The sequence below is a fragment of the Pseudomonas asuensis genome (assembly GCF_014646755.1).
GTDB classification, from domain to species: domain Bacteria; phylum Pseudomonadota; class Gammaproteobacteria; order Pseudomonadales; family Pseudomonadaceae; genus Chryseomonas; species Chryseomonas asuensis.
Genome location: NZ_BMNW01000004.1, coordinates 395150 through 421943, shown reverse-complemented (window position 1 = coordinate 421943; position 26794 = coordinate 395150). Strand labels below are relative to the sequence as shown.

Annotated in this window: 26 protein-coding genes; 7 read left to right on the top strand and 19 right to left on the bottom strand. The window is 53.0% G+C overall.

The window, feature by feature from the left end; all coding sequences use genetic code 11:
• Positions 1–36: 36 nt before the first annotated feature.
• The 6 genes from uvrD (at position 37) to IEX86_RS11470 (ending at position 6116) form a co-directional block, all read left to right on the top strand.
• On the top strand, positions 37–2205 hold the full coding sequence (gene uvrD, locus IEX86_RS11495; protein WP_188866251.1) for a DNA helicase II: 2169 nt from the start codon (positions 37–39) through the stop codon (positions 2203–2205).
• Between the two features lie 53 nt (positions 2206–2258).
• Positions 2259–2687: an EamA family transporter gene (locus IEX86_RS11490; RefSeq protein WP_188866250.1), complete on the top strand. Its 429-nt coding sequence runs from the start codon at positions 2259–2261 to the stop codon at positions 2685–2687.
• Between the two features lie 506 nt (positions 2688–3193).
• Positions 3194–4039 carry a Tim44 domain-containing protein gene (locus IEX86_RS11485; protein ID WP_188866249.1) on the top strand — a complete coding sequence of 282 codons (846 nt, stop codon included), beginning with the start codon at positions 3194–3196 and terminating at the stop codon, positions 4037–4039.
• A 158-nt stretch (positions 4040–4197) separates the two neighbouring features.
• Positions 4198–4599, top strand: coding sequence for an SMI1/KNR4 family protein (locus IEX86_RS11480; protein WP_188866248.1), 402 nt, complete (start codon positions 4198–4200; stop codon positions 4597–4599).
• A 157-nt stretch (positions 4600–4756) separates the two neighbouring features.
• Positions 4757–5518, top strand: a complete 762-nt coding sequence (locus IEX86_RS11475; protein ID WP_188866247.1) for an SDR family NAD(P)-dependent oxidoreductase — start codon at positions 4757–4759, stop codon at positions 5516–5518.
• A gap of 100 nt (positions 5519–5618) precedes the next feature.
• The gene (locus IEX86_RS11470; protein WP_188866246.1) at positions 5619–6116 is read left to right on the top strand and encodes an acyl-CoA thioesterase; all 498 of its coding nucleotides are present in this window, start codon (positions 5619–5621) and stop codon (positions 6114–6116) included.
• A gap of 61 nt (positions 6117–6177) precedes the next feature.
• Here the strand turns inward: IEX86_RS11470 and IEX86_RS11465 are convergent, their stop codons facing one another.
• Positions 6178–7227 (bottom strand): energy transducer TonB, encoded by a 1050-nt coding sequence (locus tag IEX86_RS11465; protein WP_188866245.1) that lies wholly within the window; start codon positions 7225–7227, stop codon positions 6178–6180.
• An 85-nt stretch (positions 7228–7312) separates the two neighbouring features.
• Positions 7313–8278 (bottom strand): CobW family GTP-binding protein, encoded by a 966-nt coding sequence (locus IEX86_RS11460; protein ID WP_188866244.1) that lies wholly within the window; start codon positions 8276–8278, stop codon positions 7313–7315.
• 55 nt (positions 8279–8333) lie between these two features.
• Here IEX86_RS11460 and IEX86_RS11455 point away from each other — a divergent pair, with 55 nt between their 5' ends.
• Positions 8334–8714, top strand: a complete 381-nt coding sequence (locus IEX86_RS11455) for an NADH:ubiquinone oxidoreductase (RefSeq protein WP_188866243.1) — start codon at positions 8334–8336, stop codon at positions 8712–8714.
• A gap of 535 nt (positions 8715–9249) precedes the next feature.
• Here IEX86_RS11455 and glmS read toward each other — a convergent pair.
• The 17 genes from glmS to mnmE form a co-directional block, all read right to left on the bottom strand.
• The gene (gene glmS, locus IEX86_RS11450; protein WP_188866242.1) at positions 9250–11088 is read right to left on the bottom strand and encodes a glutamine--fructose-6-phosphate transaminase (isomerizing); all 1839 of its coding nucleotides are present in this window, start codon (positions 11086–11088) and stop codon (positions 9250–9252) included.
• Between the two features lie 77 nt (positions 11089–11165).
• A complete protein-coding gene (locus IEX86_RS11445; protein ID WP_188866241.1) occupies positions 11166–11936 on the bottom strand; it encodes a DeoR/GlpR family DNA-binding transcription regulator in 771 nt (256 codons plus the stop codon).
• Between the two features lie 100 nt (positions 11937–12036).
• On the bottom strand, positions 12037–13398 hold the full coding sequence (glmU, locus tag IEX86_RS11440) for a bifunctional UDP-N-acetylglucosamine diphosphorylase/glucosamine-1-phosphate N-acetyltransferase GlmU (protein WP_188866240.1): 1362 nt from the start codon (positions 13396–13398) through the stop codon (positions 12037–12039).
• A 141-nt stretch (positions 13399–13539) separates the two neighbouring features.
• Complete coding sequence (locus IEX86_RS11435; RefSeq protein ID WP_010796327.1) at positions 13540–13965, bottom strand: F0F1 ATP synthase subunit epsilon; 426 nt, start codon at positions 13963–13965, stop codon at positions 13540–13542.
• A gap of 39 nt (positions 13966–14004) precedes the next feature.
• Complete coding sequence (gene atpD, locus IEX86_RS11430; protein WP_188866239.1) at positions 14005–15381, bottom strand: F0F1 ATP synthase subunit beta; 1377 nt, start codon at positions 15379–15381, stop codon at positions 14005–14007.
• Positions 15382–15413: 32 nt separating this feature from the next.
• On the bottom strand, positions 15414–16274 hold the full coding sequence (gene atpG, locus IEX86_RS11425; protein WP_188866238.1) for a F0F1 ATP synthase subunit gamma: 861 nt from the start codon (positions 16272–16274) through the stop codon (positions 15414–15416).
• A gap of 53 nt (positions 16275–16327) precedes the next feature.
• Entirely contained in the window at positions 16328–17872 is a 1545-nt protein-coding gene (gene atpA / locus IEX86_RS11420) for a F0F1 ATP synthase subunit alpha (RefSeq protein ID WP_010796330.1), read from the bottom strand.
• A gap of 18 nt (positions 17873–17890) precedes the next feature.
• Positions 17891–18427 carry a F0F1 ATP synthase subunit delta gene (locus IEX86_RS11415; protein ID WP_188866237.1) on the bottom strand — a complete coding sequence of 179 codons (537 nt, stop codon included), beginning with the start codon at positions 18425–18427 and terminating at the stop codon, positions 17891–17893.
• Positions 18428–18438: 11 nt separating this feature from the next.
• Positions 18439–18909: a F0F1 ATP synthase subunit B gene (locus IEX86_RS11410; RefSeq protein ID WP_188866236.1), complete on the bottom strand. Its 471-nt coding sequence runs from the start codon at positions 18907–18909 to the stop codon at positions 18439–18441.
• A gap of 56 nt (positions 18910–18965) precedes the next feature.
• A complete protein-coding gene (gene atpE, locus IEX86_RS11405; RefSeq protein ID WP_188866235.1) occupies positions 18966–19223 on the bottom strand; it encodes a F0F1 ATP synthase subunit C in 258 nt (85 codons plus the stop codon).
• Positions 19224–19339: 116 nt separating this feature from the next.
• Positions 19340–20203, bottom strand: a complete 864-nt coding sequence (atpB, locus tag IEX86_RS11400; protein WP_188866234.1) for a F0F1 ATP synthase subunit A — start codon at positions 20201–20203, stop codon at positions 19340–19342.
• A gap of 16 nt (positions 20204–20219) precedes the next feature.
• Positions 20220–20624, bottom strand: coding sequence for a F0F1 ATP synthase subunit I (locus tag IEX86_RS11395; protein ID WP_188866233.1), 405 nt, complete (start codon positions 20622–20624; stop codon positions 20220–20222).
• Positions 20625–20769: 145 nt separating this feature from the next.
• Positions 20770–21642: a ParB/RepB/Spo0J family partition protein gene (locus IEX86_RS11390; RefSeq protein WP_188866232.1), complete on the bottom strand. Its 873-nt coding sequence runs from the start codon at positions 21640–21642 to the stop codon at positions 20770–20772.
• Between the two features lie 9 nt (positions 21643–21651).
• The gene (locus IEX86_RS11385; RefSeq protein ID WP_188866231.1) at positions 21652–22437 is read right to left on the bottom strand and encodes a ParA family protein; all 786 of its coding nucleotides are present in this window, start codon (positions 22435–22437) and stop codon (positions 21652–21654) included.
• An 8-nt stretch (positions 22438–22445) separates the two neighbouring features.
• A complete protein-coding gene (rsmG, locus tag IEX86_RS11380; protein WP_373290431.1) occupies positions 22446–23096 on the bottom strand; it encodes a 16S rRNA (guanine(527)-N(7))-methyltransferase RsmG in 651 nt (216 codons plus the stop codon).
• Positions 23096–24988 carry a tRNA uridine-5-carboxymethylaminomethyl(34) synthesis enzyme MnmG gene (gene mnmG / locus IEX86_RS11375; protein WP_188866230.1) on the bottom strand — a complete coding sequence of 631 codons (1893 nt, stop codon included), beginning with the start codon at positions 24986–24988 and terminating at the stop codon, positions 23096–23098. The genes rsmG and mnmG overlap by 1 nt, the downstream gene beginning before the upstream one ends.
• Positions 24989–25425: 437 nt before the next feature.
• Positions 25426–26793: a tRNA uridine-5-carboxymethylaminomethyl(34) synthesis GTPase MnmE gene (gene mnmE, locus IEX86_RS11370; protein ID WP_188866229.1), complete on the bottom strand. Its 1368-nt coding sequence runs from the start codon at positions 26791–26793 to the stop codon at positions 25426–25428.
• Position 26794 lies beyond the last annotated feature (1 nt).

The window sequence follows — 26794 nt, the reverse complement described above, 5'->3', positions numbered from 1 at the left end:
CATGCAGTCCGGCGCGCGAGTCGTTACAATGCGTTCATGCATGATGACCTCTCTCTCCTTCTGAATTCCCTGAATGCCGCCCAGCGTGAAGCGGTGGCGGCGCCCCTTGGCCGACAGTTAGTGCTTGCGGGTGCCGGTTCCGGCAAAACCCGGGTGCTGGTGCACCGTATCGCCTGGTTGATCCAGGTCGAGCATGCGTCTCCCCACTCGCTCCTGGCAGTGACCTTTACTAACAAGGCCGCTGCCGAGATGCGGCACCGGATCGAGCAGCTCTTGAACATGAACCCACAGGGTATGTGGGTCGGCACGTTCCACGGGCTTGCCCATCGGCTGCTTAGGGCTCACTGGCAGGAAGCCAAGCTGTCCCAGAACTTTCAGATTCTGGACAGCGATGACCAGCAACGGCTTGTCAAACGAGTCATTCGTGAGCTGGGGCTGGACGACCAGCGCTGGCCAGCGCGGCAGGCGCAATGGTTTATCAATGGCCAGAAAGATGAAGGCCTACGTCCACAACATATCCAGGCTAGCGGCGATCTGTTCCTGGCAACCATGCGCAGCATTTACGAAGCGTATGAAGCAGCGTGTGCTCGCGCCGGTGTCATCGATTTCTCTGAGCTGCTGCTTCGTACCTTGGAGCTGTGGCGTGACAACCCGGACTTGCTTGCCCATTACCAACGGCGTTTCCGCCATGTGCTGGTAGATGAGTTCCAGGATACCAACGCCGTGCAATATGCATGGCTCAAGCTGCTCGCCCAAGGCGGCGAAAGTCTGATGGTAGTAGGTGACGACGACCAGTCGATTTACGGCTGGCGTGGCGCGCGTATCGAGAATATCCAGCAGTTCAATCAGGACTTCTCTGCCGCCATCATTCGTCTGGAGCAAAATTACCGCTCCACCAGCACGATCTTGCAAGCTGCCAATGGCCTGATTGCCAACAACAGCGACCGGCTTGGTAAGGAGCTGTGGACAGATACGGGTGAAGGCGAGGCTATTACCCTGTACGCCGGCTTTAACGAGCATGATGAAGCACGGTACATTGTCGAGACCATCGAGACTGAGGCCAAAAAAGGGCTCAACCTCAATGATATGGCGATCCTTTATCGTTCCAACGCTCAATCTCGAGTACTTGAAGAAGCATTGCTAAGGGAAAAGATTCCCTATCGTATCTATGGCGGCCAACGCTTCTTCGAGCGCGCTGAAATCAAGAATGCGATGGCGTATTTGCGCCTGATCTGTCATCGCCATGACGATGCGGCGCTGGAACGTGTCATCAACGTCCCGCCTCGCGGCATTGGCGAGAAAACAGTCGAGATCCTGCGCAATACGGCGCGCACGAACGGCTACTCCATGTGGCAGGCGCTGCATGATGCGGTCGGCACCAAGTCGGTATCCGGTCGGGCAGCATCCAGCCTGAATGCCTTTGTCGAGTTGATCGATGAACTGGGGCTCAGGTCTGAAGATGTCCCGCTGCATACGCTGACGCAGATCGTGATCGAACAGACGGGGCTTGTGGCCTATCACAAGGCTGAAAAAGGCGAGAAAGGTCAGGCACGGGTTGAAAACCTTGAGGAATTGATCAGCGCCGCGAAGTCCTTTGATTTCAGTGGTGACGATGATCGCTCTCCCCTGGCTAACTTCCTGGATCATGCCGCCCTGGAGTCTGGGGATAATCAGGCTGATAGCCACGAGGACTGTGTGCAGCTTATGACGCTGCACAGCGCCAAGGGTCTGGAATTCCCCCTGGTCTTTCTCGCCGGTATGGAAGAAGGTCTGTTCCCCCACAAGATGAGCCTGGAAGAGCCCGGTCGTCTGGAGGAGGAGCGCCGCCTGGCCTATGTAGGTATTACCCGGGCCATGAAGCGCCTGGTGATGACCTATGCAGAAACGCGTCGTCTTCATGGGACCGAGACCTATAACAAGCTCTCGCGCTTTATCCGTGAGGTTCCGCCAAACCTGATTCAGGAGGTTCGCCTGTCCAATTCGGTCAAGCAGCCGTTTGGCGTAGGTCGACCCAATCCTTTCGCGGGTGCCGCCGTTCCAGATACTGGGTTTGCCTTGGGTCAGCGGGTCAAACACGCCTTGTTTGGCGAAGGCGTTATTCTGAACTATGAGGGCTCAGGCCCCCATGCGCGAGTTCAAGTCAACTTCACTGCCGAAGGCAGCAAGTGGTTGATGGTGAGTTACGCCAAGTTGGAGCCGGTTTAACGTGCACTTTAGGCGGCCAAGGCCGCCTGGTCTGACTTAAAGAAGGACATTGCGTGGCTTCTTCCTGGGTATTCTGGGCATTGATGTCAGCGGTTTTTGCTGCATTGACGGCCATTTTCGGCAAGATTGGTGTTGCTCAAGTCAACTCAGACTTTGCCACTTTGTTGCGAACAGGGGTAGTACTGCTGTCGCTTGCACTGATCGTCTATGCTACTCGTCAGTATCAGCCATTAAGCTCGATCTCGCCAAAAAGCTATCTCTTTCTGGTGTTATCTGGACTGGCTACCGGAGCCTCCTGGATCTGCTACTTTCGAGCATTGAAGATGGGAAATGCCTCGCTGGTAGCGCCGGTAGACAAGCTAAGCGTAGTCCTTGTAGCTATTTTCGGTGTACTGCTATTGGGCGAGAAACTGACGCTGCGGCAATGGTGCGGCATTGGCGCAATCGGTTTTGGTGTAGTTCTACTGGCGCTGAAGCCTTAAAGGCGCAAGGAAAAGGCTTGTCGAACGGTGGGAGATTGCCGAAGCATGCAAGACAAGCCTGTTCCCTGCATAAAGGTATGCAGTTGCCCTACCCTACCAGCCGCCCTGCCTTCACTGCTTTTTTAGGCATTGGTTAAGCCAGTATCCTTGTAAAGCGATAGCCACCATCCCCTGCATCACAGCACTTCTCTCTAGTAGCCAAAGATGCAAATGGTCCGGACAGCATACCGGCTCAAAGTAGCAATGAAATGATGGCGCTCGGCTATCACTTCCAGATCTGTGCTTTCAACCACAGCCAGTCTTGAGAAAAACCTCTAATTGAGGACGCGCTAACGCTTTTTTGGAGCTGACCAATGGCATGAAATATTGCGCATAAGGCAACAGTCCAAGAGCAAATGAGGGGGCTTAGGGAAAACATGCAAAAAGCCGAAACAATTAGCGCTAGCCCTTACGCAATGTCCGGCGCAAGATGGGCACCAACGTAGTTCACGATAAGAGATCTTACGATGCAACGCATAATGAGTTTTTTCATGATCATCTGCCTGGGTCTGACCCTGAGCCTTGATGCCAATGCCAAGCGCATGGGTGGAGGCAAGTCAGCTGGCGCAGCTCCTATTCACCAAACACGTCAAGCAGCTCCACCTCAACAGCCAGGTGCAGCGGCAGCAGCACCGGGTCGTGCGGCACCAGCTGCTAGCGGCGCCTCACGCTGGTTAGGTCCATTGGCCGGTCTGGCCGCCGGCGGTTTGCTGGCTTCAATGTTCATGGGTGACGGTTTCGAAGGCTTCCAGATCTTCGACTTCCTGATCATGGCCTTGATAGCATTCGTCCTGTTCAAGCTGTTTACGCGCCGTCGTCAGCAGCAACATCAACAGCATCAGCCTGCAGTAGCAGGTAATGCTCCGATGTACCGCGAGACGCCTAACCAGCAGCCTACTGGCTTTAATCAGGGCAGCGGTGCTGCTCCGGTCATGAATACGCCTTCCTGGTTCGAAGCTGACCGCTTCGTCGCCGCGGGCCGTGAGCACTTCATGTCTCTGCAGCAGCATTGGGATGCTAACGAGATGGACAAGATTGCCGAGTTCGTGACGCCTCAGATGCTCCAGTGGCTGAAAGACGAACGTGCTAGCCTGGGTGAGGGTTTCCAGTCCACCTACATCGAAAATCTTCATGCCGAGCTGGATGGTGTGGAAGAACTGGAAGGCAAGACCATCGCTACCATTACGTTCTCTGGTCTATCGAAAGAGTCTCGTTTCGATCAGGGTCAGAATTTCAGCGAAAGCTGGCGTATGGAGCGTCTGGCTGGCAATAACGAGCCTTGGCTGCTCGCAGGTATCCGCCAGAACACATAATTGTTCTGCGTTTAAAAAAAGCCCGGCATGTCCGGGCTTTTCTATTTCTACCGTTTGTCGCACTGTTCCTACAGGTAGCGCTTTCTCAATGGCACCTTTTCCATCTTTTATATTCTTGACTAGGGTATAACACGCACCCCGCACTAGAGGATGTATTAATGGAAGACGTGATTGAAAGGCTGCGCGAAGAGAACGAACCTGTTCCAGTACCGCTCGAGCTACCCGATGAGGACCTCTTGGTCGAGATCGAAGAAGAGCTGTTGATCAGCCTTCCGCCCGAGTTTCGCGAGTTTCTTCTCACCGTCAGCGATGTGGTATATGGCAAGCTCGAACCCGTTACGGTAGCCGATCCCCAGTCCCATACCTACCTTCCAGAGGTAGCCGCTACGGCTTGGTCAGAAGGGTTGCCCCGTGATCTGATCCCGCTTTGCGAAGACGGTGACGGCTACTATGCCGTAAGCCAGGAAGGTGAAGTATTGCTCTGGTCCGATGGTGAACTGGATGACGACACCTGGGACTCTGTCTGGATCTGGGCGCGAGATGTCTGGCTGGAAAGCTGACCCTTGGACCCGCGTTATAGCGTGAGCCTGCTTCCCTTGCAGGCTTTACGAGAACACATAAAGCGGATGGCATGAGAATGACAGGCCAGACGCTGAACGTAAGCGACTGTACAAGGTCTGGATATAGCTATCTTTTCCGCTAGAAGGTAATCCCTGGATGAGCACTCCTGTCGTTCTGATCACTGGTGCCGCTGGCGGGCTCGGTCGAGCACTGGCCCAGCGTTTTTCACAGAGTCACTGGCGCGTTGCGGCGGCAGATCTGGACAAGGATGGCCTGCACGACCTCAACGGCAATGTTCCCCTGGACTCAAGCGTCGTGGCAGACCTGGGTACAGCAGAGGGTTGTCGTAATCTCATCAGCAAGGTCATGGCGCGTACTGGCCGACTCGATGCGCTGATTAATGCAGCCGGCGTTTGGCGCGAAGGGCCTGTCGAGACCTTTAGTGAAGAGGATTATGACCTTGTCATGTCGGTTAACCTTAAATCGACCTTCTTCATGTGTTCCGCTGCCATTCCCTTTCTCAAGGAAACCTGCGGAACAATCATCAATATTTCGAGCGGTGCCGGTCGCCAACCTGTTTCTGGCGCGGCGGCCTATGGCGCGGCTAAAGCGGCTATTCGCTTCTTTAGCCAGAACCTGGCTATCGAACTGGCCAAGGATGGCGTGCGGGTCAATGCCGTCTCACCAGGAGATATCGATACGCCCATGCTGGATTTCCAGGCAGCCCATTATGGCCAGGGTGACCCTAGTGGTTACCGGCGTAACTTGCTTAATCGCTATCCGCAAGGTGACCAGGCTCGCTTTATTCAACCTGAGGAAGTAGCAGAACTCGTCTACTTTCTTTGTCAGCCGCAGGCTTCTGCGATTTCAGGAGCGGATATGCCGATTGACCGGGGCTTGTCTGCAGGCCGTTCGTGAGCCGGAATAAGCAGCAAACAGACTCTATGGCAATTCGCCATAACATTGCATACTGACCTTGCCGGAATTACCGGTAGTTTGAGGATACGACGAGGCCTATATGGAAGCCGGTAATCACCAGCTCAGTATGACCATTTTAATGACGCCTGACTTGGCGAACTTCTCTGGCAAGGTACATGGTGGCGCCCTGCTTAAACATCTGGATGAAGTGGCCTATGCCTGCGCCAGCCGTTATGCAGGCCGGTATGTCGTGACATTGTCGGTTGATCAGGTGATCTTTCGCGAACCGGTCAACGTAGGTGAACTGGTTACGTTTCTAGCATCGGTGAACTACACCGGAACGACTTCGATGGAAGTCGGTGTAAAGGTCATTACGGAGAACATCCAGCAACGCTCGGTACGCCACACCAACAGCTGCTTCTTTACGATGGTTGCCTTGGGTGACGATGGCAAACCTTGCCCTGTCCACCAACTGGAACCTAAGACCTTTGATGAGAAACGCCGATGCATACAGGCACAGCAGCGGCGGCAAATTCGCCGTGAGTTGCAGGAGCGATACCAGGCGATCAAAGAGGATGTACTTCCCTCCTCTACCTGATCAGCGATCCAATAAAAACGCCGCGATTAATCGCGGCGTTTTTATTGAAGCCTTCTGTGCATTAGCGACGTTGCAACTTGAAGATGAACACCTTGGTCGCCTTACGTGGAACGATCTGGCCACCTGAGACACGTGGCGCAAAGCGCCAGCTGCTCAAGGCATCAAGCACAGAGCGTTCGAACATCTTGTTGGACGACTCCAGGATCTCTACATCAGTAATACGACCGTCTGCTGTTACGGTGAACAGCACCTTGACCTCCCCGCTCAATCCGCGGCGACGCAATACATCAGGATATTTGGGCTGATCCATCTTCAAAGGACGGATATCGCTATCGTCAATGCTCCCGGTAGGGAGGCCTGCAGGTCCTGCAGAAGTGGCGGTCTTGGCGCCAGCCGTGGCTACAGGCGCCTGAACAGGTGCGCTTGGCGCAGCCGCAGGCGCACTTGTACCCGTGGCTGGTGCAGCAGGCGCAGGGGTTGGCTCCGGCTCTACCTTGGGCTCAGGCTTCTTTTTAACCGGTAGCGGTTTTTGCTGGGTATGCTCAACCGGCTTGGGTTTCGGCTTTGGCTTGGGCTTTTCTACTACCGGCTTGGGCGGTTCAACTGGCTTTGGTGGCTCAACCGGCTTAGGAGGCTCTGGCTCTGGCGGAGCTGGAGGGGTAGGCGCTGCTGCCGGCGGCTCTGGAACAGGCTCCTTTTTCGGTAGCTGGATAAAACTGACTTTCAATTCGCTTGGGCTATCCCCTTTGCTGATATTCAGCTCAGGTGGAGTCTGCACAACAAAGAACAATGCAGTCGCCAGCGCTGCATGCATCAGAAAAGAGGTTCCCGAGGCCAGCCACCAACGACGCGGATGTGCCGCATCAGTAGCCGGCTCGGCTTTACCGACGTTCTCCTCCAAGGGAGGAACATCATCGCTTCGTGAATACCCTTCCAGCGAAATGATATTTGCACCTGGATCCGTACGGCTGGCTTTCACACCATCAACAGGCTCAACCTCACTGCGCACGACATACAGACGTACACCTTCAGCCGATTCAGCAAAATGTTCAGGCTGCAGCGAAGGGTCTTGCTCAGGCGATTTTGACCTCGCCGGCAACGTCAACGACATAGGAATGATCCACAAAGGCGGTCAGGTTTAATAATCATTATCATTAAGATAACGAATTTATCAACATTTAGCGATGACAGGTTTCTTATTGGGTGCAATTAGTTAAATCTGACTCTAGAGCGGCTGCATCTACAGCAGCATCAAAGATCAGCTCCACACGACTGTCCTTGCGCCATTCGCTGACTCGCCACTTACCTTGCGTATCTGCCTGATTGAAGCTCCACCACTGCTCATCTGAATGCAAAATGGCCTTTGCTCTAAGCAGTGCAGGCAATCTATCTAGCCATTTCTGAAAGGCCTGACGATCAAATTGCCAGCTGTGATGAAAACGCCACCCTACGGCAAAACGCCCGTCTGCCTCATGGATTTGCCTGAGAGGCTTTCCCGGCAAAAGCAGAGCAGGCATTGTGGTCTGGCTAGGGGTAGGTATAGGTGATGTCTCCAGAGCAAGCTGGCCGGCCAAATAGGCACTTCCTGGCAAGCGATTGAAGGGTAGCCTGCCCTGTTGAGTCCACTCCCACTGAATATTGGGCAAAGAGGCCAGTAGCTCCTGCCGTTTCCTATCACTCAACGACTCAGACTTGTTCAATATCAGCAGACCCACCTTAGGCAAGGCCTCGCGTTGAGCTTCAGGCAGGCATTCTCCGTTTGCTAAGCGCTGGGCATCAACCACCATAACAGCAGGTTGAACCGCCAAGACCTCCTGCCAGGGTGCCTGTGTAAGCTGCTTTAACAATGTAGCAGGATGACCTAATCCAGAAGGCTCAATAAACAAGCGCTGGGGTTTGGCTTTGCGTAACAATTGCACCAAAGCCACTTGTAGCGGTGCACCATTGACGCAGCATAAACACCCTCCTGGCAATTCGGTCAATGTAATGCCGGCATCAGCCGTATGCAGCAAGGCAGCATCAAGCCCGATCTGACCAAATTCATTGACCAGCACCGCCCACCGCTCCTGCTGGGGGCGTTGCGTCAACAAATGTCGAATAAGGCTGGTCTTGCCCGCCCCCAAGGGTCCGGTCACCAAGTGGGTAGGTATATGCTTGAGCATGTTTATGTCTCAATTCGGTCAGTGGTAGAGTCGCCGATTTCAGCCGGTCATCGCCATGTATCGCCTATTTGCCTGTCTAGCGCTCCTCGCTCCGCTCTATGTGCATGCCGAAGCGTGCTTGATACACAGCAAGGGTAAAGGCATCGACGTCAAAGTTTGCCAGCAGAATCGCTCAATTCCAGCAAATCTGTTTCACGATGGATTTTGTCGACCTCAACTGGCGGATCAGAAAGTAGAGGTTACTTTTGCTGAACAATGTCCTTCAGGTGAGTTTGGCGTTTGCCAGAACGCTCAAGTACAGGGCATGCCATACAGGCAAGATATCCACTATTACGGCATTGCTTCGGATGCGCGCTTCTTACAACCCTTCTGTGAACAACAAAGTCAGGGACAGTGGATAGATAAATCGGCTAAGCACAAAGCCGAGTTACAGTAATCCACAGGCTATAGCTGCTTTCATTGCAGCAGCTGTTATAGGCCAGTACCTGATTCAAGAGAAAAGGTTATAAAGTAACAGATTAGCTTGCGTGCAGGTGATCTAACTTATGAAAAGACCATGCACTTGGTTGCTATTGACTGCTATTAGCTCGCTTTACCCTTTGTTTGCAGATGCGAGCAATCTGCCTGTGAATTGCATGAGCACAGGGCAAATAGTCAATTGTGAAGATCTATCAGGAAGTCGCTACTACGTCTCGATTGTGGATAACTCTATTTTTATCCACGGATATGATGCCGTATCCAGACGCAGGTGGACACAAACCCAAGCGCAATATGGCCGAATCAATTTTTTGGCTGGCTATGCCTCTGACGGCGAGATTTGGTCCGGCTTTACGCGATCGATTGGCTGGACTTCGCGTGGGCGTGTATCCAGTTCATCTTCAAACCAGCAACGATTGATATGTGGCCGTATTGGCGGCTGCACATCCAGCCCATAAATAAAAGCCCCGATTAACGGGGCTTTGTTGCATTTGTTACTCTACTGTTACTGACTTGGCTAAGTTACGGGGCTGGTCTACATCGGTCCCTTTCAATATAGCTACATGATAGGACAGCAGCTGTAACGGTATGGTGTAAAGGATAGGTGCCAGTACATCATGGATGCTGGGCATACCAATCAAGTGAGTACCTTCACCATTGGTAAGTCCAGCCTCGGCATCAGCAAAAACAACCAGCTGGCCACCTCGAGCCCTTACTTCCTGAAGATTAGATTTCAGCTTCTCCAGCAGCTCATTATTAGGCGCTACCGTAACCACAGGCATATCGGTATCAACCAGCGCCAGCGGGCCATGCTTTAGTTCACCGGCCGGATAGGCCTCAGCATGAATATAGGAAATCTCCTTAAGCTTGAGCGCACCTTCCATAGCCACGGGATACTGGGCACCACGGCCAAGAAACAAGGTATGGTGCTTTTCAGCAAACAGCTCGGAAATCTTCTCTACACGCTTATCCATCGCGAGCGCTTCATCAAGGCGTGCGGGTAGACGTCGAAGCTCTTCCACCAGCTCAGCCTCAATGCCAGCGCCAAGACGATTTTGGGCGCGGCCCAGCGACAGTGTAAGCAGCAGCAATGCAACCAGCTGAGTCGTAAAGGCCTTGGTAGAAGCAACACCAATTTCGGGGCCGGCCTGTGTCAGCAGCGTCAAATCCGACTCGCGTACCAACGAGCTTGTAGCAACGTTACAAATCGCCAGACTGGCCAGATAGCCCAGTGGCTTTGCGTTTCTCAGCGCAGCCAGGGTATCCGCTGTTTCACCTGATTGGGAGATAGTTACGAACAACGTATCCGGTTGGACTGCTACACGCCGATAGCGGAATTCGCTCGCCACCTCGACTTGGCAAGGAATACCCGTAAGACCTTCCAGCCAATAACGCGCCACCATGCCAGCATGAAAGCTGGTTCCACAGGCAACAATCTGAATATTTCTGGCGCGTTTAAACAGGTCCATCGCTCGCGGACCAAACGCCTCTATAACAACGTGATCAAGACCCAACCGGCCTTCCAGGGTGCGTTGAACCACCGCAGGCTGCTCATGGATTTCCTTGAGCATGAAGTGGCGAAACGAACCTTTATCAGCAGCTTCGGCACCTTCGGTAAACTGAACGACCTCACGAGTTACCGGTGTGCCATCTACCGACCACAGCGACACACTATTCAGACGAATCTCAGCAATGTCCCCTTCTTCCAGGTAGATAAACCGGTCCGTTACCTGCCTAAGCGCCAACTGATCCGAAGCCAGGTAGTTTTCACCAATCCCGAGTCCGATCACCAGCGGGCTACCGCTTCTAGCGGCTACCAGGCGATCAGGCTGATCAATGTTGATAACCGCTACACCATAGGCGCCATGCAGATCTTTCACCGCAGCCTTTAGCGCACGTGTGATGTCCCCTGTTTCCTTCAACTTGTGATGCAGAAGATGAACAATGACTTCAGTATCGGTTTGGGAAGTAAATACATAGCCAAGTCCCTTTAACCACTCGCGCAGGGGCTCATGGTTTTCAATGATTCCGTTATGAACCACTGCAATCTGGCCATGCGAAAAGTGCGGGTGGGCATTGGCTTCAGTTGGTGCACCATGTGTGGCCCAGCGGGTATGAGCAATGCCGAGGCGGCCGCCTGTCAGACCTTCATTGTTAAGCGCATTAGCCAGTTCACTGACCTTACCAGGGCGACGAATGCGCTCCAGGGTCTGCTGCGCTGTCAGTACAGCAAGACCTGCGCTGTCATAACCTCGGTATTCGAGGCGCTTCAGCCCTTCAACGAGAATCGCGGTGATATTACGCTCAGCAATGGCGCCTACAATGCCACACATGGAAAACTCCTAAACAAGCGATGCATATGAATGCTTCGTTCAAATTTTAAAGAGTGGCTGTGGATATTTGATGGAGATCAATTATCCACAGCCACACAAATGACGTTAATGCCTCGTTCTTCCAAACGTTGCCTGGCTTCTTCCGGGAAACGTTCATCAGTCACAAGCGTATGGATGTTGGACCAAGGCAGCTCCAGATTGGGAATACGTCGACCAACCTTGTCCCCTTCTGCCATCACAACTACTTCCCGAGCGACTTCTGCCATTACACGCGACAGGCCCAATAACTCGTTGAAGGTTGTTGTGCCCCGCTCAAGGTCCAGTCCATCAGCACCAATAAACAGCTGATCGAAGTCATAGGAGCGCAAGACCTGCTCAGCCACCTGCCCCTGAAAGGATTCCGAATGAGGGTCCCACGTCCCGCCAGTCATCAACAGAACCGGCTCATGCTCAAGTTCACGCAAGGCGTTAGCGATATGAAGCGAATTGGTCATCACAACCAAACCAGGTTTGTTTTCTAATTCGGGAATAAGCGCTGCAGTGGTACTGCCACTGTCAATGATGACCCGGGCATGTTCGCGGATACGAGAGGATGCTGCGCGTGCGATGGCTTGCTTGTAAGGTGATGGCGCTTGAGTGTTATCACTCAGCAATTCATGAGGGATGGAAACAGCTCCACCATACCGGCGCAGGAGAAGACCGTTTTTCTCAAGCGCCGCCAGATCCTTTCGAATCGTAACTTCAGACGTAGCAAATAGCTTGGTCAGTTCATCGACCGTGACCTCACCTTGATTATTTAACTTGGCAAGGATGTCGTGACGACGCTGTAGGGTATTACGCTTGACCATAAGTTTCGATTCGAAATTTATATGCTACGAATCAAAACCTCAATCCAATGAAAAGTCAAACAAAAATGAAAAAGGCTGTGATGGTTTCACAGCCTTTGGATCACTTCTTTTTAACGGGACGCTGCCAGTCCGGCTTGATAACCTGTCTTGCTCTACCTAAGGCAAGCGCTTGGGCCGGTACGCTCTCGGTAATGGTTGAGCCTGCCGCAGTAGTCGCACCGTTGCCTAGGGAAACAGGTGCCACTAGCGAACTGTTGGATCCAATGAAGACATCATCCCCTATTTCGGTTTTATGCTTGTTGGCACCATCGTAGTTACAAGTAATGGTCCCAGCGCCCACATTGCAATTCCTGCCCAATACTGCATCACCCAGATAAGACAGATGGCCCGCCTTACTACCTTCATTAAGATGAGCATTCTTCAGCTCAACAAAGTTACCCACATGCACATTGGCTTCCAGTACCGTCCCTGGACGCAGTCGGGCAAACGGACCGACATCAGCACCCTCGCCAACCACTGCACCGTCTAAATGGCTATTGGCCTTGATTATGGCGCCTTGTTTAAGGGTACTGTTGTGGATAACACAATTGGGTCCGATTTCAACATTATCCTCGATCACAACCGTGCCGCTCAGGATCACATTGATATCAATGGTGACATCTCGGCCCGCCTGAACCTTTCCACGCACGTCAAACCGCGCCGGATCCAGTAACGTTACGCCTTGAGCCATGAGTTTGTAGGCAGCGCGCTGTTGATAATGACGCTCAAGATCAGCCAATTGCTTTCTATCATTGGCACCTTGAACCTCCATCGCCTCATCCGGCTGAGCAGTCGCAACACCCAAGCCATCACTCACAGCCATGGCGATTACGTCCGTCAGGTAATATTCCCCTTGTGCATTACTGTTTGAAAGGCGACTGAGCCACTCTCCCAGCCGCTCGCCCGGCACGGCCAGGATCCCGGTATTACCTTCACGGATAGCTCTTTGCGCCTCATCAGCATCTTTGTGTTCAACAATCGCATAAACCTCTCCACGATCGTTTCGAAGGATGCGTCCGTAGCCTGCAGGGTCGGCTAACTCTACAGTCAGTAACGCCAGCTGTTGGGCGCTCACCTGTTCCAGCAAACGCTGCAGTGTAGAGGTCTCGATCAGCGGAACATCCCCGTACAGGATCAATACTCGCTCTGCCGAGAGATAAGGGAGCGCTTGAGCAACCGCATGGCCTGTCCCTAACTGCTCTTGTTGAACGACAAAATTAAGGTCATCCGCGGCTAAATGCTGTTTAACGGTTTCAGCGCCATGGCCAATCACTACATGGATCTTTTGTGGAGCAAGCTCGCGGGCACGGTCAACTACATGCGCCAGCATAGGCTTACCGGCAACCGGATGAAGAATCTTGGGCAGAGCAGATCGCATACGGGTGCCTTGCCCCGCAGCAAGAATGACGATTTCAAGGGACATGTTTACGCCTCGATATGGCCGTTAAGCCTTTAAACACAAGATAAAGAATCTCAGAAGAGAATCAGGCTCAGCAAGCACTCACGGCCAGAAATGAAAAAGGGTAGCCGAAGCTACCCCTTTCATATACCGAAGCGTATTGCCTCAGCGCTTAGCCTTGTTGCGTAGCTGCTGAATAGTACGCAGCTGTGCTGCAGCTTCAGCCAACTGTGCGGAGGCAGCGCTGTAATCGAAGTTTGAGCCTTTCTCGCTCAGCGTCTTCTCAGCCAGCTTCATGGCTTCCTGAGCAGCCGCCTCGTCGAGATCGCTCGCCCGGCTGGCAATATCCGCCAACACTTCGACGACATTCGGCTGGACTTCGAGGAAACCACCAGAGATATAGAACACCTCTTCCTCGCCGCCCTGCTTGATCAGACGGATCGGGCCAGGCATGAGATCAGTCAACAGCGGAGCATGACCGGGAGAAATACCCAGATCTCCCAAGTTACCGTGGGCGATCACCATCTCCACCGCGCCGGAGAAGATAGCTCCTTCCGCGCTGACGATATCGCATTGGACTGTCTTGGCCATATGCATGCCTCGTAAGGCGCCCGTTTCCGGGCGCACGGATTACAGTTTCTTCGCTTTTTCGATCGCTTCGTCGATGCTGCCAACCATGTAGAATGCCTGCTCAGGCAAATGGTCGTAGTCACCTTTCAGAATGCCACCGAAACCAGCAATGGTGTCCTTGAGCGAAACGTATTTGCCCGGTGCACCGGTAAATACTTCTGCTACGAAGAACGGCTGGGACAGGAAGCGCTGGATCTTACGAGCACGGGATACCAACTGCTTGTCCGCTTCAGACAATTCGTCCATACCCAGAATCGCAATGATGTCCTTCAGCTCCTTGTAGCGCTGCAAAACATACTGAACGCCACGAGCAACGTCGTAGTGCTCCTGGCCAATCACCAGCGGATCAAGCTGACGAGAAGTAGAATCCAGTGGGTCCACAGCCGGGTAGATACCCAGGGATGCGATATCACGGGACAGTACGACGGTTGCGTCCAGGTGAGCGAACGTGGTCGCAGGGGACGGGTCGGTCAAGTCATCCGCAGGTACGTATACAGCCTGGATAGATGTAATCGAACCGGTTCTGGTAGAGGTGATACGCTCTTGAAGAACGCCCATCTCTTCGGCCAGAGTTGGCTGATAACCTACTGCAGAAGGCATACGGCCCAGCAGAGCGGATACTTCTGTACCGGCCAGGGTATAACGGTAAATGTTGTCGATGAACAACAAAACGTCACGACCTTCGTCACGGAACTTCTCGGCCATGGTCAGGCCGGTCAGTGCAACGCGCAGACGGTTACCCGGCGGCTCGTTCATCTGGCCGTAAACAAGGGCTACCTTGTCCAGAACGTTGGAGTCCTTCATCTCGTGGTAGAAGTCGTTACCCTCACGAGTACGCTCGCCCACACCTGCGAACACGGAATAACCGCTGTGTTCGATGGCGATGTTACGGATCAGCTCCATCATGTTAACGGTCTTGCCTACACCGGCACCACCGAACAGACCAACCTTACCACCTTTGGCGAACGGGCAAACCAGGTCAATAACCTTGATGCCTGTTTCCAGCAGCTCATTACTACCGGACTGATCAGCATAAGAAGGTGCCTTGCGGTGGATTTCCCAACGCTCTTCTTCACCGATAGGGCCAGCTTCGTCGATCGGGTTACCCAGAACGTCCATGATACGGCCCAGCGTCTTCACGCCTACCGGTACCTTGATCGCTTCACCTGTGTTATTAACGTCCAGACCACGCCTTAGGCCTTCAGTAGAGCCCATTGCGATGGAACGAACAATGCCGTCGCCCAGCTGCTGCTGAACTTCCAGCGTAGTGTCTACGCCCTGCACTTTCAGAGCGTCATAAACTTTCGGTACGGAATCGCGTGGGAATTCCACGTCAATTACGGCGCCGATGATTTGTACGATACGTCCGCTACTCATTTCGCGTTCCTCGAAGAATTAGAACCAGTCCGTCAAACCGCAGCGGCGCCGCCGACGATTTCCGAAATTTCCTGCGTAATCGCTGCCTGGCGTGCCTTGTTGTAGATGAGCTGCAGTTCGCTGATGATCTCGCCTGCGTTATCCGTGGCGTTCTTCATCGCGATCATCCGCGCCGCTTGTTCACAAGCACTGTTTTCTACAACTGCCTGATACACCTGAGATTCCACGTAACGTACCAAAAGACCGTCTAGCAGTGTCTTGGCATCCGGTTCGTAGAGGTAGTCCCAATGCTTTTGCAGGCTGGCGTTCTGCTCAGCAACCAACGGAACCAGCTGCTCGATTGTCGGCTTCTGGACCATGGTGTTGACGAACTTGTTGGAAACTACGTACAGGCGATCAATACGACCATTCAGGTAAGCGTCGAGCATGACCTTGATACTACCGATCAGGTCATTGATCGAAGGCTCTTCACCCAAATGACTAATGGCTGCGACTACATTACCGCCGTAGCTGCGGAAGAAGGACGCACCCTTGCTCCCAATCACACCGAGGTCGACTTCAGCGCTGCGATCGCGTTGCTCCGCCATGTCGCGAATCAGCGTCTTGAACAGGTTAATGTTCAAGCCACCCGCCAGACCACGGTCAGAACTGACCACGATATAGCCCACGCGCTTTACCGGACGCTCAACCATGAACGGATGGCGATATTCCGGGTTCGCATTGGCCAAGTGGCCGATCACAGCACGAATACGCTCGGCATAAGGCTTACTGGCAGCCATGCGCATCTGAGCCTTGCGCATCTTGCTGACAGCTACCTTTTCCATGGCGCTGGTGATCTTCTGTGTGCTTTTGATGCTCGCGATTTTGCCGCGAATCTCTTTTGCGCCTGCCATGTAACACCTATTGGGTTAGCAAGCGGGAGCGCATAAGGCGCTCCCGCCTGGGCTTACCAGGTTTGAGTGGCCTTGAACTTCTCGAGACCGGCCTTGATGCCAGAATCGATTTCGTCGTTGAAGTCGCCCTTCTCGTTGATCTTTGCCATCAGTGCAGCGTGATCACGGTTGAAGTACGAAATCAGGGCCTGCTCGAAGCTGCCAATCTTGTCCAGCGGGATATCCGACAGGAAGCCACGCTCAGCGGCGTACAGCGACAGAGCCATCTCAGCGATGGACATCGGTGCATACTGCTTCTGCTTCATCAGCTCGGTAACACGCTGACCATGCTCAAGCTGCTTACGCGTTGCTTCGTCCAGGTCAGAGGCGAACTGGGCAAATGCGGCCAGTTCACGGTACTGAGCCAGTGCGGTACGAATACCACCGGACAGCTTCTTGATGATCTTGGTCTGAGCGGCACCGCCCACACGGGATACGGAGATACCCGCGTTAACCGCAGGACGAATACCCGAGTTGAACAGGCTGGTTTCCAGGAAGATCTGACCGTCAGTAATGGAAATTACGTTAGTCGGAACGAACGCGGAAACGTCACCCGCTTGGGTTTCGATCAACGGCAGAGCGGTCAAGGAACCTGTCTTACCCGTTACGGCACCCTTGGTGAACTGCTCTACATACTCTTCGGAGACGCGAGAAGCACGCTCCAGCAGACGGCTATGTAGATAGAACACGTCACCTGGGTAAGCTTCACGACCCGGCGGACGACGCAGCAGCAGGGAGATCTGGCGATAAGCCACAGCCTGCTTGGACAGATCGTCATAAACGATCAGTGCATCTTCACCGCGGTCACGGAAGTATTCACCCATGGTGCAGCCGGCATAAGGAGCCAGGAACTGCAGGGCAGCTGATTCGGAGGCACTGGCAGCTACCACGATGGTGTTCTGCAGAGCGCCATGCTCTTCCAGCTTACGTACGACGTTAGCGATGGTCGACTGCTTCTGACCAATAGCAACGTATACGCAACGGATACCACTGTTACGCTGGTTGATGATCGCGTCTACCGCCATGGCAGTCTTACCTACCTGGCGGTCACCAATGATCAGCTCACGCTGACCACGGCCAACCGGGATCATGGCGTCAACCGCTTTGTAGCCAGTCTGGACAGGCTGGTCTACCGACTTACGCCAGATTACGCCCGGAGCAACCTTTTCAACCGCATCGGTTTCCTTGGCGTTGATCGGGCCTTTGCCATCGATCGGATTACCCAGCGCATCGACAACACGACCCAGAAGCTCCGGACCAACCGGTACTTCAAGGATACGGCCGGTGCACTTGGCACTCATGCCTTCAGCCAGGCCCAGGTAGTTACCCAGAACCACGGCACCTACGGAGTCCTGCTCCAGGTTCAGTGCCATGCCGTAGACGCCACCAGGGAACTCAATCATTTCCCCGTACATGACATCGGCCAGACCGAAGATGCGCACGATACCGTCAGAAACACTGACGATAGTACCTTCGTTGCGCGGTTGCGAAGAGACGTCGAGTTTCTCGATACGGCTCTTGATGATTTCACTAATTTCGGAAGGATTGAGTTGCTGCATGCTACTGCCCCTTCAAACTCAAGGTTTCAACGCTTCGGCCAGTTGCGCGAGCTTGCCGCGAACGGAGCCATCGATTACCAAGTCGCCGGCGCGAATTACCACACCACCGATCAGGCTTGCATCCTCTGATGCATGAAGTCGCACATCGCGACCGAGCCTTGCGCTGAGAGCCTTGGCGAGTTTGTCTTGCTGTTCGTCGCTCAAAGCGAAAGCACTGGTGACTTCCGCCTCGATGGATCTTTCCTGCTCGGCCTTGAACTCTTCATAGAGCTCAGCAATGGTCGGCATCAGGTCGATCCGATTGTTTTCTGCCACGGTCCGAACAAAGTTCTGGGCCTGCACATCCAGCTGATCGCCGCACACGTCAATGAGCAGCTTGGCCTTGGCGTCCGCGGTCAACTGCGGTTGCTGAAGCAGCTGGCGCACGGTCCCATCCAGAGTTACCGCGGCGAGCAGCCTCAGCGCCTCAGACCATTTGGCCAGATTCTGCTGAGACTGTGCGAACTCGAAAGCTGCCTTGGCATATGGCCGGGCCAGCGTGTTCAGTTCTGCCATGATGGCCTCGCTTAGATTTCCGCAGCCAGTCGGTCAACCAACTGTGCGTGGGCTTGGGGATCAATCGTTTTGCCCAGGATCTTCTCTGCACCAGCGACAGCCAGAAGGCCAACCTGTGCACGCAGAGCTTCCTTGGCGCTATTGATTTCCCGGTCGATTTCAGCTTGAGCCTGCTCTTTCAGACGATCGCCTTCAGCACGGGCCTTGACCTGAGCTTCTTCGATGATCTGAGTAGCACGCTTATTAGCCTGCTCGATGATTTCAGCTGCCTGGCCTTTCGCTTCGCTCAGTTTCTGGTTGGCTTGTTCCTGAGCCAATTCCAGGTCACGAGCCGCGCGGTTGGCAGCGTCCAAACCGTCAGCAATCTTCTTTTCACGCTCACGCAAAGCCGCGATGACCGGAGGCCACACGAACTTCATGCAGAACAGCACGAAGATAAAGAAGGCAACGGACTGGCCAATCAGGGTTGCATTAATGTTCACGCCAACACCTCGCTCGTTCGTTGTCTATCAATCATACGAATCATTGATTCGGATGATTAACCAACAATCTGACCAACGAAGGGATTTGCGAAGGTGAAGAACAGAGCAATACCAACACCGATCATAGTTACGGCGTCGAGTAGACCTGCCACGATGAACATTTTCACCTGCAGCATCGGAACAAGTTCCGGCTGACGGGCAGCGCCTTCCAGGAACTTGCCGCCCAACAGGCCGAAGCCAATGGCAGTACCCAGTGCGCCCAGACCAATCAGCAGTGCTACAGCGATAGCAGTCAGTCCAACTACAGTTTCCATTTTTCCTCCCGACTTTTAAGTCGTCTTGGTTAAGGTTGAAGCAAAAAAATTGTTATTCCCCATTGCCCTCGCGGGCATCCTCCCCTTTCGGAGAGGATCATCAAGTGCTCTAGCTCTTAATGACTTTCTTCATGCGCCATCGACATGTAAACGATGGTTAGCATCATGAAGATGAAGGCCTGCAAAGTAATAATCAGGATGTGGAAGACGGCCCACGCCCACTGCAGGACAATCCCTAGACCACCTAGCGCCAAACCATTGGCGAACATTATGGCGATCAGGATAAAGATCAGCTCACCAGCATACATGTTGCCGAAGAGTCGCAAGGCCAGGGAAACAGGTCTGGCAATCAGGGTTACAAATTCCAGCAGGAAGTTGATCGGAATCAGAATGATCTGAACCAGCATGTTCTTGCTATGGAAAGGATGCAGGGTCAATTCACCCAGGAAACCACCGATTCCTTTTACCTTGATGCTATAGAAGATCAACAGGGCAAATACGGATAGAGCCATACCAATAGTGGCATTGGGATCAGTCGTTGGAACCACACGGAAATACGTATGCTCCCCACCTACCAGACCCGCCAGGGACGGTAGCCAATCAACCGGCACCAAGTCCATGAGGTTCATCAGGAAAATCCAGACGAAAATCGTTAGCGCCAGCGGTGCAATCAGCGGATTACGACCATGGAAGGTGTCACGGACGCTGCTATCAACGAACTCGATAATCACTTCAACGAAATTTTGCAATTTGCCCGGCTGGCCACTAGTGGCCTTAACTGCTACGGCACGGAAAATGCAAATAAAAACTAGGCCTAGAAAGACCGACCAACCCAGAGTATCCAGGTGGAAGGCCCAAAAGCCCATTTCTTTCGCTTCTTGGGGGGTGTGGGCGAAACTCCAACCATTTACAGGATGCTGGCCATAGGTCAGGTTCTGCAAGTGGTGCTGGATGTAACCCGAAGCGGATTCTGCTGCCATGTTTGCCTCGAACGCTTTAAGGTCTAGAAGATCGTTTGACAAGTAAGGGAGCGCACCCATTGACAAAAAGTGTCAATAGATAGACACCAAACAACGCCAGTGGCATGAGTGGCTTTATCCCCGCAAACGCCACTGTGAAAAGCAGTGCCGTTAAAATTAGTTTTCCTGCTTCTCCCGCATAGAATGATCGAACTATGTCGCGAGCAGCTCGGGCGCCCGAATAACGGAACGCTTTATAAGAGAAATATGTATTGGGCAACCAAGCGATTAAACCACCCATCAAACCAGAATAAGCAGCGACCCTACCAACGAAGCAAAACAAAAATAACGCTGCACATATTGTGACGGCCAGTTGGACGAGCAGCAGATTAAATGCTGGCTGACGGTGAAACGGCAGGCGTTTGGGCATGCGATCAACCATCGCGCTCGAAGTCCTCTGGCGTCGGCTTATTTCTTTAAGCCTTGGCATACTTTGTGCCGACGTAAAGCGCGCAGAGTATAGGAGTCTACACGCGCCCATTCAAGCCATGCGGTAGTCTTTACGACTATTCGCTACATTTAGAATATTAGCGAATGTGAGCAAGAACGCCTTGCAGCTCATCAAGTGAACTATAACGGATCACAAGTTGCCCCTTCCCCTTCTGCCCATGGCGGATCTGTACTGGAGCGCCCAGGCGCTCTGCCAGCCGTTGTTCCAGACGCATGATATCAGGATCGCTCTTTTCAGGCGCCTCAACGACTTCCTTATTATTCAACCATTGCCGTACTAGAGCTTCTGTCTGACGCACGGTCAGCCCACGTGCGACAACATGACGCGCCCCATCGACCTGCTTTGTGGCCGGAAGACCCAGCAATGCCCTCGCATGGCCCATTTCCAGGTCTCCATGCGCCAGCATCGTCTTGATCTCTTCAGGCAAAGCTATCAGACGCAGCAGATTAGCTACGCTAACGCGTGATTTACCTATCGCATCAGCTACCTGCTGCTGCGTCAGCTGAAATTCCTGCTGCAGCCGCTGTAAGGCCATGGCCTCTTCAATCGGACTGAGGTTTTCACGTTGAATATTCTCGATCAGCGCCATGGCAATGGCCGCTTCGTCAGGAATATTTCTGACCAATGCCGGAATACGCTCGAGGCCGGCCTGTTGACTGGCACGCCAGCGGCGCTCACCTGCAATGATCTCGTAACGGTTGTCAGCAATAGGACGCACCACGATCGGTTGCATCAAGCCTTGGGCACGAATCGACTTGGCAAGTTCTTCAAGCGCGACCGGATCCATATCACGGCGTGGCTGGTACTTGCCCCGCTGGATGATATCCAAAGGCAGGTGCTGTAATTCACGTTGATCCGCTTTGACTGCTTCTTCCTGCAATACGTTGGCCGTAGCTCCACTCAGCAGCGCATCCAGACCGCGGCCCAGTCCCCTTTTCTTGACAGCCATGTGTATTCCTTAAGCGATTGCTTTTGCAGCCTTGCGCTGCCGGCGAGCCAGTTCGTTTGCCAAGGCCAAGTAGGCCGCAGCCCCTGTTGAGGCCTTGTCGTAAGTCAACGCGGGCATACCATGACTTGGCGCCTCGGCAAGACGGACGTTACGCGGGATAACCGTATCGTACAGCGTATTGCCAAAATGCGCCTTGAGTTGGGCGGCTACATCATTCGCCAGGTTGATACGGGGATCATACATCGTGCGCAGCACGCCCTCGATCTTGAGTCCTGGATTTAAAGCCTGACCAATACGCTGAATACTGCCGATCAGATCAGTCAGCCCTTCAAGCGCAAAGTATTCGCACTGCATTGGGATGATGACACCATCTGAAGCCACGAGACCATTGATGGTCAGCATCGATAATGACGGTGGACAGTCGATAAGCACGTAATCGTAATTCTCTCGAATCGGCGCCAGCGCTTCACGCAAGCGGCTTTCGCGCTTGCTCATGTCCAGAAGCTCGATTTCGGCAGCCGTCACGTCTCGGTTCGACGGTAGCAACTGGTAACCACCATGCTCGGAAAACTGCATGGCTTCGATGAGATCACACTGTCCGATGAGCACATCCAGAACCGAATGTTCCAGATTATGCTTATCCACACCGCTTCCCATGGTCGCGTTGCCTTGCGGATCAAGATCGATCAACAGTACCCGACGACGGGTAGCAACGAGCGAAGCAGCCAGATTAATGCAGGTCGTAGTTTTCCCCACTCCGCCTTTCTGGTTGGCTATCGCGAAAACCTTGGCCATGAGCCGCTTTACCCCTCTTCAACAATGCGGCGCAGTATCAATAGATGCCGCTGCCCTTGGCAACCCGGAACCTGCAAGGCGTGTTCTGCATCAACCTTGAAGTCGATTGGCAGAGCCGTAAGCTCATCCTCAGGATGCAATCCTTTCATGGCGAGCCATTGTGTCAATGAATCACCCAGATGTCGTGTCCAGTTTGTGAAATCAGCTAGTGAGCTGAACGCTCGTGAAACGATGCCGGTAAAACAGTAATCGGGCCTGAATTCTTCTACGCGGCTGTGGATAACCTGAAGGTTATCCAAACCCAATTCAATCTTTGCCTGAGTGAGAAAGCGAGTTTTCTTACCGTTGCTGTCCAGTACAGTAAAATCACTTCCTGGAAACAAAATAGCCAGAGGAACACCTGGCATACCACCGCCACTGCCTACATCCAGCCATCGACCAGGCTTGATATGGGGTACAACACTCAAACTATCAAGCAAGTGGCGCGAAACCATTTCATCTGGATCACGTACGGCTGTCAGGTTATAGGCTTTATTCCACTTTTGCAGCAGGCCCATGTAGGCCAGCAGCTTTTCAACTTGTTCATCTGTCAGCTCAACGCCTAAACGCCTAGCTCCCGAGCGAAGCTCCTCGCTGTAACGAATCATCCCTTCCAACATCAAGCCATTTGCTCCAACTGGCGTCCGGCCGAACGCTTTTTCAAGTGAATCATCAACAGGGAAATGGCTGCCGGTGTTACGCCAGGAATTCTCGACGCCTGACCCAGTGTCTCAGGACGGCTCTGACTAAGTTTGTGCTGGATTTCCTTCGACAAGCCGGAAATAACGGTGTAATCCAGATCGGCAGGCAACCGAATGCTCTCACTGTTACGCAGCCGTTCGATCTCATCCTGCTGACGCTCAATGTAGCCTGCGTATTTGGTCTTGATTTCTACCTGCTCGGCAACCTGCGCGTCTTCAATGACACCTCCGGTTACTTCCATCAAACCGACATAATCGATTTCCGGCCGACTCAAGAGATTTTGCAGGTTGTACTCATGGGTCAAGGGTGTACCAAAGCGCTCTGCAATGGCATCACCTTGCACTGTGCCTGGACGGACCCATGTGCTCTTCAAGCGCTGCTCCTCAAGCGCAATACGCTCACGCTTCAAGCAGAAGGCCTCCCAGCGAGCATCGTCTACCAGACCCAACTCACGGCCTTGTTCTGTCAGACGTAGATCCGCATTATCCTCACGTAGAATCAGGCGATACTCTGCGCGAGAGGTAAACATCCGATACGGTTCCTGAGTTCCTAGCGTAATCAGATCATCGACCAGTACTCCAAGGTAACCTTCGTCACGCCGTGGGCACCAACTTTCCTTGCCCTGTGCCCGCAATGCTGCGTTAGCACCCGCCAGTAACCCTTGGGCCCCTGCTTCTTCGTATCCTGTCGTGCCATTGATCTGGCCAGCAAAGAACAGCCCACCAATGACTTTGGTTTCCAGGCTGTACTTCAAGTCGCGCGGATCGAAAAAGTCGTATTCGATGGCATAACCGGGGCGCAGAATGTGGGCATTTTCCATACCACGCATTGACCGCACCAGCTCCAGCTGGACGTCGAATGGCAACGAAGTGGAAATGCCATTGGGATACAACTCATGAGTTGTGAGCCCCTCAGGCTCCAAAAAGACTTGATGGCTGTCCTTGTCCGCAAAGCGATGGATCTTGTCTTCAATCGATGGACAATAACGTGGTCCAACCCCTTCGATAACACCTGAATACATCGGTGAGCGATCAAGGTTGCTGCGGATAATGTCGTGAGTGCGGCTGTTGGTATGAGTTATCCAACAGCTCACTTGTTTGGGATGCTCATCCACAGAGCCCATGAACGACATGACGGGCAGCGGAGTATCCCCAGGCTGCTCAGTCATTACAGAGAAATCCACAGTACGGCCATCAATACGAGGAGGCGTGCCGGTTTTCAAGCGTGATACGCGTAATGGCTGTTCACGAAGCCGCGTGGACAAGGCATTGGCAGGCGGATCTCCTGCGCGGCCGCCGGAATAGTTCTGTAGACCAATGTGAATAAGTCCGCCTAAAAAGGTGCCTGTGGTCAAAACAACGTTATCCCCAAGGAAACGCAACCCCATTTGGGTAACCACACCTTTGACCTGATCCTGTTCAACAATCAAGTCATCACAAGCCTGCTGAAATATCCACAGGTTGGGCTGATTTTCCAGCATATAGCGGATTGCAGCTTTATAGAGAACTCGATCGGCTTGTGCACGCGTTGCACGTACAGCGGGCCCTTTACGGCTGTTAAGTATCCGGAACTGAATACCGGCTTTATCGGTAGCGGATGCCATCGCACCGCCTAAGGCATCGATCTCTTTGACCAAATGACTCTTACCGATACCACCAATGGCGGGGTTACAGCTCATTTGGCCCAATGTTTCAACATTGTGAGTCAGCAATAGGGTTTTGACACCCATGCGTGCAGCAGCAAGTGCAGCTTCGGTGCCGGCATGGCCGCCGCCGACCACGATAACGTCAAAACGGGAAGGGAAATCCACCACGCACCTCGTGCCTGTTTGGTTAGGGGATTAGGGAAGGCGCAGAAGTATAAGGGCTCCTCTGCTCTCTATGAAGTCCTTTTGAACAAAAAATGATCAACTGCAGGCTAGGTACTGTCAGACAATAGAAATAATAAGGAAGAAATATATAAAAGCTTATTAATGCGATTATATATGGTGAAGCCTATTTCTGTGGATAACTTGATTTTGGCTATAGCTCCTGCGGGATAAAGCGAATGATAAGTCAGAGGAGAACCTGTCATCCTCCTCATCATAAGCTTGTGATCAGCTGTGGATAATTGCTTGCTTTACTAACAGGCCTGTTTAAAGACAGGTTTAAGCTCTACTTCTACTCAGACCTTAGGTATGGTTATCAACAGGCAAAAAAAAGCCCCAGCGGACTATACCGTGGGGCTTGTTGAAGCGATGAACTGTCTTTATTTACCGATACAGAAGCTAGAAAAGATCCTGCCCAATAGATCATCAGAGCTGAATGTTCCTGTAATCTCTCCCAGCGCTTGTTGAGCCATTCTTAAATCTTCAGCTAGAAGCTCTCCAGAGCCATTAACCACGAGTTGCCGGTGCCCATGCTCTAGATAGTTGTGGGCCGCATGTAACGCTTCGAGATGGCGCTGACGCGCACTAAAGCTACTTTCGGCAGTCTGCTCGAACCCTACACAAGCTTTCAGGTGCTCACGGAGATGGTCTACGCCCTCGCCCGTCATGGCACTAAGGCTTAAGGTATGTATACCTTCCGATGTTTCCTGAAGCGCGATGTTTTCACCGGAAAGATCGGCTTTGTTCCGAATGATTGTTACTTTGTGCTCATCAGGTCGCTGTGACAGAAACTCTGGCCAAAGCGCATCAGGGTCCTGTGCTTCTGGCGCCGTGGAGTCTACAACCAGGAGTATGCGATCCGCGCTCTCGATGGCTGCCAGGGCCCGCTGTACGCCGATCTGCTCAACTCGATCAATGGTGTCCCGCAAACCAGCGGTATCGATGACATGTAATGGCATACCGTCGATATGGATGTGCTCGCGTAAGACGTCTCGAGTAGTGCCTGCGATATCTGTGACAATAGCGGCTTCATGGCCTGCCAGTGCATTGAGAAGGCTAGATTTGCCTGCATTGGGTCGTCCAGCAATAACCACTGTCATACCATCACGCAGCAAGGCTCCGCGTCCTGCCTCTCGCTCTACTTGCGCCAGTTCCTCCCGTACCCTATTGAGCAGCCCCAGCACGTGACCGTCAGCAAGAAAATCGATCTCCTCCTCAGGAAAATCGATAGCGGCTTCAACGTAAATGCGCAGCTGGATCAACTGTTCCGTCAGGCTTTCCACACGTTGTGAGAATGCACCTTGTAAGGAGCGAAGAGCATTACGTGCAGCCTGTTCGGAGCTGGCTTCAATCAGATCGGCAATTGCCTCTGCCTGGGCAAGATCCAGTTTGTCATTAAGAAAAGCTCGTTCACTGAACTCCCCTGGACGGGCAGAACGTGCACCCAAGGCAATAACTTCCTTTAGGATCAGATCTAGAACGACAGGTCCTCCATGTCCCTGCAATTCAAGAACGTCTTCTCCTGTAAACGAGTTCGGGCCAGGAAAAAACAAAGCAATTCCTTCATCAAGGGTAAGGCCGGCTGTATCCTTGAAAGGACCATAATGGGCATAGCGCGGTTTTAACACTCTGCCGCAGATTGCCTTGGCTATGGTTGTAACTGCGGGCCCAGAGACTCTGACAATGCCCACCCCACCCCGGCCAGTTGCTGTGGCAATAGCAGCAATGGTGTCTTGAATCGGACTCATT